9 protein-coding genes and 1 riboswitch are annotated in these 12,840 nt (G+C 67.0%); of the genes, 1 reads left to right on the forward strand and 8 read right to left on the reverse strand.

Going from position 1 to position 12,840, the window contains the following annotated elements; translation table 11 throughout:
• Positions 1-38: 38 nt before the first annotated feature.
• Positions 39-1,073, reverse strand: coding sequence for an AAA family ATPase (locus OG394_RS12655; protein WP_328995451.1), 1,035 nt, complete (start codon positions 1,071-1,073; stop codon positions 39-41).
• 198 nt (positions 1,074-1,271) lie between these two features.
• Here OG394_RS12655 and OG394_RS12660 point away from each other — a divergent pair, with 198 nt between their 5' ends.
• Positions 1,272-2,132 (forward strand): hypothetical protein, encoded by an 861-nt coding sequence (locus tag OG394_RS12660; RefSeq protein ID WP_328995452.1) that lies wholly within the window; start codon positions 1,272-1,274, stop codon positions 2,130-2,132.
• On the opposite strand, the gene OG394_RS12665 is transcribed toward OG394_RS12660, so the two are convergent.
• The 7 genes from OG394_RS12665 to OG394_RS12695 form a co-directional block, all read right to left on the reverse strand.
• The gene (locus OG394_RS12665) at positions 2,129-2,377 is read right to left on the reverse strand and encodes a CBU_0592 family membrane protein (protein WP_328995453.1); all 249 of its coding nucleotides are present in this window, start codon (positions 2,375-2,377) and stop codon (positions 2,129-2,131) included. The genes OG394_RS12660 and OG394_RS12665 overlap by 4 nt on opposite strands.
• 23 nt (positions 2,378-2,400) lie before the next feature.
• A riboswitch (guanidine-III (ykkC-III) riboswitch) is annotated at positions 2,401-2,469 on the reverse strand.
• A gap of 22 nt (positions 2,470-2,491) precedes the next feature.
• Complete coding sequence (locus tag OG394_RS12670; protein ID WP_328995454.1) at positions 2,492-4,759, reverse strand: right-handed parallel beta-helix repeat-containing protein; 2,268 nt, start codon at positions 4,757-4,759, stop codon at positions 2,492-2,494.
• A 59-nt stretch (positions 4,760-4,818) separates the two neighbouring features.
• On the reverse strand, positions 4,819-5,733 hold the full coding sequence (locus tag OG394_RS12675) for an aldo/keto reductase (RefSeq protein WP_328995455.1): 915 nt from the start codon (positions 5,731-5,733) through the stop codon (positions 4,819-4,821).
• Positions 5,734-5,965: 232 nt separating this feature from the next.
• Entirely contained in the window at positions 5,966-8,599 is a 2,634-nt protein-coding gene (locus tag OG394_RS12680) for a LamG-like jellyroll fold domain-containing protein (protein ID WP_328995456.1), read from the reverse strand.
• A 359-nt stretch (positions 8,600-8,958) separates the two neighbouring features.
• Complete coding sequence (locus OG394_RS12685; RefSeq protein WP_328995457.1) at positions 8,959-10,059, reverse strand: lactonase family protein; 1,101 nt, start codon at positions 10,057-10,059, stop codon at positions 8,959-8,961.
• Positions 10,060-10,144: 85 nt separating this feature from the next.
• Positions 10,145-11,737, reverse strand: coding sequence for a CocE/NonD family hydrolase (locus OG394_RS12690; protein WP_328995459.1), 1,593 nt, complete (start codon positions 11,735-11,737; stop codon positions 10,145-10,147).
• A 129-nt stretch (positions 11,738-11,866) separates the two neighbouring features.
• Positions 11,867-12,778: an oxidoreductase gene (locus tag OG394_RS12695; protein ID WP_328995460.1), complete on the reverse strand. Its 912-nt coding sequence runs from the start codon at positions 12,776-12,778 to the stop codon at positions 11,867-11,869.
• Positions 12,779-12,840: the final 62 nt, after the last annotated feature.

The raw sequence follows: 12,840 nt of genomic DNA on the forward strand, positions 1-12,840 counted from the left end.
GGCGGCTCGCGGATCGCGCGGCTTTTGTGGGGACATGATCAGACGAACTCGGGACGGCCACCGTTGTCGGCACCATCGCGCCAGACCGGCTGCGGCGGCGGCACGGTCGCGAGGATGCGCTCGACCACGGCCCGCGGGTCGATGTTGTCCGCGACGGCGTCGAACGACAGGCCGAGCCGGTGCCCCATCACGTCCAGCGCGACGGTCTGGACGTCACTGGGCAACAGGTAGTCGCGGCCGTGCAGCAACGCGAGCGCCCGGCCGGCCGAGACCAGGCCGAGGGTCGCGCGCGGGCTGACGCCGAGCTCGATGATCGGGGCCAGGTCGGGCAGGTGGAAGTCAGCCGGGGTCCGGGTCGCCATCACCAGACGAACGGCATACTCCGCGACGAGGTTGTGCACGAAGACCTGCTCGGCCGATCGCTGCAGCTCCATGATCGTCTCCGGCCGCAGCACCTGCCGCGCCTGGGGCGGGTCGACGCTCATCCGGCGGAGGATCTCGAACTCCTCGTGACCGCGCGGATGCGGGACGTCGATCTTGACCAGGAACCGGTCGCGCTGGGCCTCGGGCAGCGGGTAGACGCCCTCGGACTCGATCGGGTTCTGGGTGGCGATCACGATGAACGGCTTCGGCATCGGGAAGGTCTGGCCACCGATGGAGACCTGGCGCTCGGCCATCAGCTCGAGCATCGCGGACTGCACCTTGGCGGGCGCCCGGTTGACCTCGTCGGCGAGCAGGAAGTTCACGAAGGTCGGGCCCAGCTCGATGTCGAAGGCCTCGCGGGTCTGCCGGTAGATCCGGGTGCCGACGATGTCCGACGGCACCAGGTCGGGCGTGAACTGGATCCGCGCGAACGAGCCGCCGACCACCTGTGCGAAGGTCCGCACCGCCAGCGTCTTGGCGACACCGGGCACACCCTCCAGCAGGCAGTGGCCCTTGGCCAGCAGCGACACCATCAGGGACTCGACCATGTGCTCCTGGCCGACGATGACCCGCTTGACCTCGTTGATCGCTTCGCCGATCAACTGGGACTGCTGGGCCACCGACCCTGCCAGAGCCGTGGTTTCAGTCATAAACCTGTCGTCCTTCCGCGGTCCGTCCAGGACCAGTGCATTCGCGTGAACCTGCCGCCATTCCATCAGATGCCCGGGTCCGGTGACGACTCATCCCGCCCGCGAGCCCGTGCTGCTCGCCACCATCCTGCCTCTTACCGCAAACCCGCGGCAGTGCCGGACGGGCGCTGCTACCACCGATGTGGTGGGATTGTCCCGATGACCGCGACCGAGTCCCGTCCCGCCGTACCCGCGCAGGAGGTCCCGACCGCGCTGCCGTTGCAGCCGGAGGACCCGCCCCGCGTCGGTGATTTCTGGCTGCGCGGCCGGCTGTCCGTCACCCCGGCGGGCTATCTGTACGCGGCCCGCAACGAGGACGGCATGCACGCGGTCGTCGCGATGATGGCCGAGGGTTCGGCCGATGACGCCGCGGCGCGCGAGCGGTTCGAGCGCGCGGTCGACGAGGTGCCGGCCGACCTGATCGTCGGCCGCAATACCGACGATGACGACGATCTCGCGCTCTGGGCCGCGGTCGGGCCGGTGGTCGCGGATAACGGCAGCAGCTCCAGCGAGGACTCGCGGCAGATCGCCGAGCGGCACGGCGCCGAGATCCTCTCCGCCGTACTGATGGACCGGATCCCGCAGCTCGGCAAGGTTCGTGGCCCCGACTTCCTGCATTACTGGGAGTCGCGACGCCGGCCCGGCCTGTTCCGGTTGTGGCCGCTACCTTGGCCGGCCGCGCTGAAGTCCGCGTCCTGGCTGGCGATCCTGCTGTCGCTGGTGACGATGCTGCTGCTGATGCTCGCGGCCCTGCTGATCGCGTGGCTGCTGTTCAAGGACAAACCGAACGTCGATCCCGATCCGCTGATCCCGCCGCCGAGTAACACGGTGACGGTCACGATCACCCCGACGACCCCGCCGCCGGGCACTCCGTCGACGAGCCCGAGCGGCAGCCCGTCCACGACCGGCAGCCCGACGACGCCGGGTACGTCGCCCACACCGGGTGGCACCGACGGCACCATCCCGACCAACCTGCCGAGCTCGGGCAGCATCCCGACCAACCCGGCCGATCGTTACTAGGTTCGATCGGGTTTGCGCAGTACGGCGATCAGGCCGACCAGGCTGACGATCGCCCAGCTGCCCTCCAGTAGCAGGAAGCCCCAGGACTGCTGCAGCCCGGCCAGTACGGCGAGGACCGCCGAACCGACCAGGTTGAGCAGTTGATAGGTACGAGTGCGCTGCTCGAGCCGCCCGGCCTGTGACGCGGCGAACGCGGCCAGAATGGTCAGGGCACCGGCGATCTCGATGACGTCGACGATATGCATGTGCCAGCCCCCTCCTCAGGAGGCGGGCGTCGTCTTTACCGTTCCGGGTACGGCGCCATCTCGTCCGGGGTGCTGCCTAAGCGCAGCACCTCGGACAAGGATAGCAACGGGATGTCAGAGCGAGTTCCGGATTGCGGTGGCCTTGGTCACCCACGAGGTGGCGACGGCGGCCGGGATCTTCTTACCGGACTGCGCCTTGACCTCATAGATGAACGCGTTCAGGAAGACCTTGGCGGCCTGCGTGTGCCCCTGCTTGATCGCCAACCTCGCCAGCTCGAGCTTGAGCACCAGGCTGTTCTCCAGCCAGGACGGCAGATCCTGCGCCTTCACCTCGGCGATCAGGTCCTTGATCTTGGAATCGGGTGTCGCCGGCGACTCGACGATCTCCAGGGCGCCAGCGTCGCAGTTCGGACCGGCGGGGCGGACCTGCGTGCGCTGGTCCTCGGCGATCGTGCAGCTCGCCACCGGCACCCGCCCGCCGAGCGGACTCGTTGCCGCGGGCAACCGGGTGAGCCGGCCGTCGTTCAGCGCGAGCGGTCCGAGTTGCGGGTCCGCCGCCGTCACGAGGTCGGACGCGATACTCCCGCAGGTCGCGTCGCGATGCACGTTGAACCCCTCGGACACGCCGCCGAACGCACCACCGATACCAGCACACGACGTACCGGTAATAGGCAGGACAAGCGCACTGCGAGAAATCCGGACAGTTGCCGAGGGCACCGCCGCGACATGCGCACCCGTGGTGGCCGTGTCATCGGCCATCGTGACGTGCTTGAGGTTGACCAGGGTCGCCGTGGTGGCCGCCAGACCGCCACCAGTGGCTGCCTGGTTATGGCTGAACGTGCTGTTCACGACGTCCGCGGCGATTGCCGAGACGCGTACGCCGCCTCCGGTCCCGGTCGCCGTGTTGTTCGCGACGGTGACGCGGTTGAGGTTGAGCACCTCGGTCGCGACGTCGAGCCCCGCGCCGTTCGCGCCATCGTTGTTGCTGATCTCGTGGTCGGCGAAGTCCGCGGAGTACGACATACCAAGCTTGAGTCCGCCGCCATCCCCCACGGCCGTGTTGTCGGCCAAGGCCGAACCGCTGTGCACGAAGGCGGTCACCTGGTGGGCGTAGATGCCACCACCCATACCGCTCGCGCTGTTGCCGCGCACCTCGGTCTCGTCGAGGGTCAAGTCGTACGGCCCGGTCGCGTCGGTGTAGTTGAGGCCGCCGCCGTTACCCGTAGTGGTGTTGTTCGTCAGAGATCCGCGGTAGCTGTGGTACTTGCCGATGGCAACATGTACGCCGCCACCGCCACCAGTCGATTCGTTGTCCTCGACAATCACCCGGTCGAGATTGGTGTCGGCGACGCCGCCACCCGGCTCGACCAGCACGGACGGAACGGAGAGCCCGCCGCCGGGGCCAACGCTGCGGTTGCCGCTGATCGTCGACAGGATGACCGAAACGCTCGCCGGACCGATGCCGTCCCGTTGCGACACCGAGAAGAAGACACCACCGGATGCGTCCACGGCGGTCTGGCCGTTGCCGGTCACGGTGCTCTGCGACATCAGGAGCGTGCCGCAGTTGCCGCATCGGACCCCGCCGCGGCCGTTGTTCTGGATGGTCGAGTTGTCGATCGTCATCCGGTTCGTCGGGAAGCCCTGACCGCTGCTGCTGACGCCGACCCGGGTGTTGTTCGAGATGGTCGAACCGGACACCTCGAGCGGATATCCGTCGACCAGCGACACCCCCGAACCCGTGTTGTCGGTGATCGTGCTGTTGAGGATCTGCATCGAGCAGTTGTCGCAGGTCAGAATGCTGCCGGTGTTGTGATGCAGGTTCACGTTCGACAACGCGGCCCGGTACGGCGTGATGCCGTGGTCCCAGCTCGACCAGACCACACTGCCGCCGGGCGAGAGTACGTTCCGGATCTCGACGTTCGTCAGCGCGAGCTCGCTCTCGGACCGGACCGCGGCGCCCTCGATCCCTACCGCGGCGGCATTCGGCCCGCCGTCGATGACCAGATCGTTCAGCACCAGCCGGCCGTCATGGTCGGAGCTGTCGATGATCGCCGTCGCGTCACAGGTCTGCTCGATCACCGCGTCGTTGCCGTCGACAACCAAGATGTGGTCATCGGCATGCGCGAGCGCCCCGGTGACACATTCGTCCAGCGGGTACGTCGCAGCCGCCGCCAGCACGATGGTGTCGTCGACGGCGTTGGCCCCGGCAGTGGTGAATGCCTCACGCAACGAGGTCAGCCCGTCACCCCCGTTCACGACATCGGCCGTCGTGGTGACGGTGATGGTCACGGCCGAAGCCGGAAGTGGTACTGCCACCAGACACGACCCGATCAGGCCGGCCAGGATGACGGCGCGCAAAGAAGACGCACTGAAGCTCAACATTTTCCCCCCACAGGAATTCGAGGCTTCAGAATTACTTACCGCCTCGAACCTGGCAAGAGTCAAACGGCGTTGATCAAGCCTTGGTCGGAAAGTTCCCGCCACAAATCCGGCGGTACGGCCTGGCGAACCAGCTTGGCGTCGGACCGGATCTCCGCCGGACTCGCCGCCCCGACCAGGATCGAGGTGATGGCGGGATGGCGAACCGGAAACGCCAAAGCCGCCTGCGGGAGCGAGACGCCGTACTGCTCGCAGACAGCGGCGATGCGTTGGCTGAGGATGACGAGGTCCGGGTCGGCCGCGGCCGACGCCTGTCCCGAGAGCAGCCCCGAACCGAACACGCCACCAGCGATGACGGCCACACCTCGCTCCCGGCAGAGGTGCAGCAGCGGTCCGGCCGATTGGTCGAGCAACGTGTACCGCCCGGACAGCAGTACGACGTCCAGGTCCGTCTCGCGCACGAGTGGTGCCAGCTCATCAGGCTTCCGCGTGGTCACGCCGAAGGCCTTGATCGCGCCTTGGTCGCGGAGCTCGCGCAGCACCGGGCAGACCTTCTCCCAGCACTGCTCGGCCTGGTCAACTAGGACGAGGTCAACCGCTTCGAGGCCCATCCGATCGAGACTGGCGGCCAGTGAACGCAGCAGCCCGTCGGCCGAGAAGTCGTACTCCAACTTCCCGTCGACGATCAGCTCGCCTGCACGCGTCGACACCAGGTAGTCCCGGCGCGGGTGTCGCGACAACGCCTCACCCAGACGTCGTTCGGAGGCGCCGAGGCCGTGCCGGGGTGCCGTGTCGAAGTAGCGAATACCCGCGCCGTACGCCGAGTCGATCGTGGCCTGCGCCAGTGCGTCGCCCACGGGCTCGGGCAGTCGGCCGATCGGCCCGCCGCCGAACCCGTACCGAGGCGGCCGGAAGCGAAGCCACGAACCGCTGGTCGCGGTGCTGCGTGGCCCAGGTGATCGGCCGGTTGTCGACACCGGTCTCCTCCCCTGGTCGGGTTGTATCCCTTCCAGCATCAGGGAGGAGCGCCGGTGACGCATCTCGAATGTGTTCCGTCGGTGGTGTTGGTTGACTGATGGCGGTGGTCAGGTGCGTGCATCGCTAGGCGGAGAAGCTGCCTCGATGCTCTTTATCGTGGCTGCTTCTCCAACGACGCGAGGTGCGTGCCTGGGCGCCGCCAGCAGTTGACCAACACCACCGACGGAACACTCAGTTGCCAGACGTGTACAGAGTCTTAACTTCGGTGGGCGTGAGGGCTCGATCAAACAGGTGAACTTGGTCGACCGTGCCGTCTAGGTGGTCGACCGGGTTGCCGCCGAACTTGCCGCGCCCGATGACCGTGTTGCCGGCCGAGGACGCGTCCAGGCTGCATGCGCTGCGGGTGGCGACGAGCTCGCCGTCGACGTACAGCTTGAGCTCGCCGCGGGCGGCATCCCGCACGCCGGTCAGGTGGTACCACTGGCCGACGACGGGTTTCGTCGGTGCCAGTGCACGCTGCCCGGTGAAGCTCATCGCGAAGCGCTGGTCGGCGCCGGAGTACTGCAGGAAGAACGCGCTGTCGCGATCGCCGTCCTGACTCACCACGGTCTGGAATCCACCGTCGGCCTTGTTGAGCTTGACCCATGCGGAGGCGGTGTAGTTGCCGTTGGTGTCGATCAGGTTGGCGCCGGTGTCGATGAACTGGCCGTTGCCGTTGAGCGCGACGCCATTGCCGTTCTTACCCGGCCCGAAAACGGCACCACCGATCAGAGTGGCATCCGCGTCGCCCACGACATCCTCGGTCGTCGTACCGGTGGATTCGTTCAGTGGGTAGAAGTGGATGCCGTCGGCGCCGGGAGTGCCGGGTGGCGGGGTCGGGCCGTTCGTACCAGTGCCGTCGGCCGATCGGATGATGGCCTGGTTCACCGCACGGACTTGCGCGACGTCCATCTTGGTGACTTGGCGGTCGTACGTGAAGAAGCCGTTGAGCTCACCCTCGACATCGGTGATCTGGGTGTAGACCGAGGCGCTGATGCCGCAGGTGTTGGCCGAGCGGATCACGTCGCGCTGGTTCTCGACGTACCGGCGGGTGAGGGTGGCCTTGTCGGGCGTCATCTCGTACGCGAAGCCGTCGCCGAACCACATGTGGTCGGGCGTCTTCAGGCCGAAGCCGCCGTGCTCGCCGTCGACCGCGACGCGGTTCTCGTCCGGCGAAGACGTCGCCGGGCCGAGGTAGGCGTGGTGATCGATCATGTCGCCTCGACCCGAATCGCCCTTGGAGTTGCAGCAGTTCACGCCGGAGTGTGCGTTGACCAGGCGGGACGGATCCTGCGCCTTCACGCTGTCGGCGATCTGCCCGGTCTCCTCGCGAATCCACTCACCCCAGCCCTCGTTGAACGGCACCCAGGTCGTGATCGACGTGAAGCTCTTGTGCTCCTCGATCATCTCGCGCAGCTCGGCCTTGAATTGCGCACGCCACGGCTCGGGCATCGCGTCGGTCTTCGAGGACGGCATGTCCTGCCAGACCATCAGCCCGAGCTTGTCGGCCCAGTAGAACCAGCGATCCGGCTCCACCTTGATGTGCTTGCGGACGGTGTTGAATCCGAGCACCTTGTGCTGTTCGAGGTCGAACCGCAACGCCTCATCGGTCGGCGCGGTGTTGAGCCCGTCCGGCCAGAACCCCTGGTCCAGCGTGGAGAGGTTGAACAGGATCTTGCCGTTCAGCGTCAGCCGAAGCTTGCCGTCGGCCCCTTTCGCCTTGCCGACCGAGCGCATCCCGAAGTACGAGCCGACCTGGTCAACGGTCTTGCCTGCGTCTATAACCCGGACTCTTAGGTTATAGAGGAACGGGTTGTCGGGCGACCAGAGTTTGGCGTTCTTGATCGGCAGGCTCAACGGGGTGTCGGCCTTACCGCGCACCTGGCCGACGACCTTGCTTCCGTCGTACGCCGTTGCCTCCACGTCCACCCCGGCCGGGCCGCTCGTGTCAGCCGTTAGTTTGAGCGCCTGGCCGGGTACATCTGGTGTGAGTTGGAGGCGGTCGATCGCGGCGGTCGCGATTGGTTCCATCCAGACGGTGCGCCAGATGCCGGAACTGCCTTGGTAGAAGATGCCGTGGTCGCCGGTGCGGCGTTGTTTGCCGATCGGCTGGAACGTCGCGTCGGTGAGGTCCTCGGCCCAGACGATCAGCTCCTGCGGGCCGGTCCGGCGCAGCACGTTCGTTACGTCCACGCTGAAGCCGTCGTAGCCGCCGCGATGGGTGGCGACCTGGCGGCCGTTCACCCAGACCTTCGCGTCGTAGTCGACGGCACCGAAGTTGAGCTGGAGGCGGTAGCCCTTGCCGACTTTCCAGTCGGTGGGAACGGCGAACGTACGCCGGTACCACATCCGCTCTTCGCTGCGCTGGATGCCGGAAAGAGCCGACTCGATCGGGTACGGCACGAGGACTCTCTCGGCGAGCGCCTCCCCGATCGGCGGCGCTTCGCCTACTGCCGCACCGGCGAACTCCCAAACACCGTTGAGGTTCTGCCACTTCGAGCGGGTGAGCTGAGGACGCGGGTATTCGGGCAGCGCGTTGGTGGGCGACACATCATTCGTCCACGGCGTAGTAAGCGGCGGCACCCCCATCCGCCAACCACCAGCATTCGCGGCGGACTTCACACCGCTCTCGGCGGCCTTTGCACCGGACTCGGCGGCCTCTGCGCCGGACTCAGCGGCCGAAGCAGGGTCGGTGGGCGATGCGGTGAAAGTGTTGGTGAGAGGGGCGGCTTGAGAGGAGCCGCCGGCGAGCGCAGTCGAGGCCAGGGCTCCGGCGGCGGCCAGCGCGGTGACGCGATGGCGCCACAGTCGGGTCGATCGCTTCATGACACGTTCCTTCGTCTGGGCGGAGAGACTCGGGACCGCTTGGAAACGTTGCCGACACGCGACGTAACCAAACGGATACGCACGTCATTCAACGATTACAACGACAGAAAAACAAGACCCCGCCCAAAAACCAACACCACCCGGCCTCCCAGGGGCAGCCGCGCACCTCCTCAGCCAGACCGCGCACGCCTACTCACCAGAGGGCACACACCCACTCAAGACTGCGACGATCGGTCCCAATTTGCCGCTGCAAGCTCGCCTGCACCTGACAGGTAGCAGAAGAGCGGCAAATTGGGACCGATCGTCGCAGTCTTGTGCACCACCCGAACGCAAGTCGTCGCGCAGCGCCTGCCCCGGGGTTAGACCGGCAGAACGCAGACCGGTACTGGCGTGGTGAAAGTGGGGCCAGCAGTGAGGAGGCCGGTCTGCTTGTCCACCTGGAAGCTGGTGATGCCGTTGGAGCGTTGGTTCGCGACGAACAGCAGATTCCCAGTCGGGTCAAACGCGAGATGCCGCGGCCAGTCCCCACCGCACGACGGAGTCGCCACCCGGCGCAACGACGCACCGCCGCCCTCCACCGCGAATACCGCCACGCTGTTATGCCCGCGATTCGTCAAATACACGAACCGCCCGTCCGGCGACACGACCACCTCAGCCGGGTAGTTCGTCGTACCACCCGGTGCCGTCGCCTGCACCTCCCCCGGCGTGAGCTTGCCGCTCGCCCCGTCGTACGCACAAACCGCGATCGTGCTGTCCAACTCGTTCGCCACATACGCATACGCCCCCGACGGATGGAACGCGAGATGCCGAGGGCCCGCGCCGGCCTTCAACGTCGCCTGGGACTTCAACGCCAGCTTCCCGGCCGTACTCAACGTGTACGTGTAAACCGAGTCAGTCCCCAGATCCACCGCCAACACATACCGACCGGACGGATCCGCCACGACCTGATGGGCATGCGGCTCATCCCCCACATGCTTCACCAAATCCGTCCGCGCCCCCAAACTCCCGTCCGCCTTGACCGGATGAACGGCCACGTCCCCCGAACTGTAGTTCGCACTCAGCAGATACTTGCCCCCAGCAACCAACGCCAAATGGCACGGCGCCGACCCACCTGTGGACTGCCGGTTCAGCACCCGCAACTTCCCGGGCGCGTCGACCGCGATGGCCGTGACGCCGCCGTTCTCCTGCTCATTCACGGCGTACATGAATCGCCCACCCGGCGCGAGAATCACGAACGACGGATCAGCCACGCCGGTCAGCGACCCGGTCGACGTGACCTTGCCCGACGCCGTGTCGTACTTGGCCAACCCGATGCCGGCACCACCACCCGCCTGCGACGTGTACGCCCCGACGTACATCGTCGAAGTCACGCGGCGGCATGCCTGCGCGATCTCGGCATGAGTGAGACCGGCCGCGGCGGCAGCGGTCAGACCAAGGAAACGACGGCGGCTCGTAACCATGAAATCCTCCGAGTAGGTGATCGTCCGACCACACACAGTGGCGCAGGCGATCCCAAATCGCAAGGATTACAACCACGATTGCAAACTACGCAGCGATAGGTACCGAAAGCCAAGACGGATCACCAGCAGGCGAGCTGAAGCTGACCGAACCCCCGAGCTTGCTCAGACCGCGATAGCGCGGATCGACCGTGTCCACCACGAGCACGAGCCGATGCCCCGCGGGCACCTCCCAACTGGTGGACTCCAACCGGAAGTCGACCGTTTTCGCCAGCCCCGGCGTCGCATCCAGCAGACTGAACGGCTTGTGCGCCACCAGCGAGCCAAACCCGAACGCGTCGACGTCGTACAGATAAGCGAACAGCGACGTATCGGCCGCACTCGGCGTCACGGTCAGATGCACCCTCGGCGACCCGTTCACAATGGTCTTCGACGAGTACGCCGGACCCGACCAAACGCCGGCGAAACTCCGATCCACCAGCCCGGTCGCAACCCCAGTCGGGATCGACAGCAAACCCTGCAAAGCCCCGGAAACAAGGATGATCCCGCTATCGGCCACAGTCGGAACACCCGCGCCGATCCGGCTAGACCAGTCGCCCGACGGCACACCGGCCAGCCCGCCCGTACGGCTCAGGCCCGCAGGTTTCGTCAGGTACGACGTACGCGTGGTGCCGACGCTCGCCCAATCCGGATACCCGCGCCACGTTCCGCGCTGGGACTTCAGCTGGACGGGTGGTTCCGCGTCCGCGCCGTTCGCCGCACTGGTGAGGTAGTGCCGCAGCCATCCGGCCAACTCGTCCCACGTCTCGTTCGGCAGCCCGACCGCGCCGGTCCCCTCGGGCGTCGCGTGATCGCCATGGGCGAAGTGCAGCCGCTTCGGCACGGTCAGCCGGGTGAAGAAGTCGGTGTACTGCGTGGGTGGGAAGATCGAGTCCTCGAAGGCGTTCGCGAGGAAGACTGCGGCGCCATTCGCGTTAATGCGGTCGACCACGGTCGACGCCGACCGAACTGGCGCGAGCGCCTTGGCCTCGGTGATCGCGGAATCGATCTCGCCGGTGATGAACTTCGTCTGCAGCGACGCCATCTCGGGACCAGGGCGACCAGTGATGTTGCCCAGGGCAAGTAACGCCGCGACTGCCTGGAAGTTGACCGTGTCATTGGGATCCAGGGACGCGATCAAGTCGGCCCAGCCGCTCAACGCACCGACTGCCTTGATCCGCGGCTCACGTGCCGCCGCGAGCAGCGAGGCCCCGGCGCCGTACGAGATGCCAACCGCGGCGACGCGGGTCGTGTCGGCCGGAGTATGCGTGTCGGCCCAGTCGATCACCGCGCTCACGTCCGCGATCGTCGGCGGCCCGGCGATGTCGATACCGCCCTCGGAGTCCCAGAAGCCGCGACTGGAATACGAGATGACCTGGAACCCGGCCTTCGCCAGCTTCGCGCCCTGACCGACGTACTCGAGGTTCGGCACGCCCCAACTCGACGGCATCACCACCAGCGGAAACGGCCCAGTCCCCTGGCCTGTCGGCGTCAGCACCGCCGCGCCGATGCCGGTCCCGCCCCAGCCCGGGATCCGCTCGTACTCGATGGCGAACCCGGCCGCCTCAGTCTGCGCGGTCGCCGGCGGGGCGACGCCGATGGAGGCTAAAACGAGCAAGAAGGCTACAAATACCCTGCGCATGGCAACCTCCGGGCGGGCGGGACCTGGGCGATTACCGCAGAGTAGCCACGGATTTACGGGGTTGTCACTAGCTCGTTACCGACGAGTTCTACTCGCGGGTCACCAAGGCTCCGGTCACAGCGGCTCCGGTCACAGCGGCAGGTCCACACCCGTCGCGTCGGCGGACCAGGACCAGAGCAGGCGAGCCAGCTCGGGATCGCGCGCGGTCCGCGAGGCCTGGACGACCTTCGGAGTCCCGCGCCACTCGGCAAACCCCGGCCCAACGAACGAACCCGGCGGCAGATCGCGTTTGGTAGCGGCGTACAGGCTGGGCCAGGCGCCGGCCGCGGCCGGTTGAGCGATGACGGCCGTCGCGACCTTCAGCGCCCGGGCCTCGAGGTTGACCCCGCCCAGGCTTGGGCCCGTCGTCTGCAACTCGGTCGAGGCAAAGCCCGGATGCGCGCCAAAACTGCTCAGGTACGAACCGGCGCGGCGCTGCAACTCGTACATGAAAAGGACGTTCGCCAGCTTGGACTTCCCGTACGCGTCCCAGCGGCTGTAATGCCCGGCCGCGCGCAGATCGCCGAGGCTGATCCCCCGCACGGTGCGATGCATGAACGAGCTGACCGTCACCACGCGCGGCGCCGGCGCCTTCACCAGCAACGGCACCAGCCGCATCGTCAGCGCGAAATGGCCGAGGTGATTCGTCCCGATCTGCAGCTCGAACCCATCGGCCGTCCGGCGCATCGGTGGCGCCATCACGCCCGCGTTGTTGACCAGCAGATCGAGCGACTCGTACGACGCGACGGCCTTCGCGGCAGCGGTCTGCACGCTCGACAGGTCGGCCAGATCGAGCTCGAGCACGTCCGGCGTACGCCCGGATTCGCTGGCCAGCCGACGGGCGGCATCGCCAGTCCGCGCGGGGTCGCGCCCGGCGATCACCACGTCGGCGTTCTTGCGCAGCAACGCCAGCGCGGTCTGATACCCGAGCCCACTCGTCGGCCCTGTCACCAGTGCCCGGCGCCCGGTCAGATCCGGTATCAACCGCTCGCTCCACCTCATGCCATCACCCTATCCAGACGGAACGCGGGGCCCGCGCCGCATTGGCACGAGCCCCGCGTCCG

The sequence above is a fragment of the Kribbella sp. NBC_01245 genome, from assembly GCF_036226525.1.
Taxonomy (GTDB): Bacteria; Actinomycetota; Actinomycetes; order Propionibacteriales; family Kribbellaceae; genus Kribbella.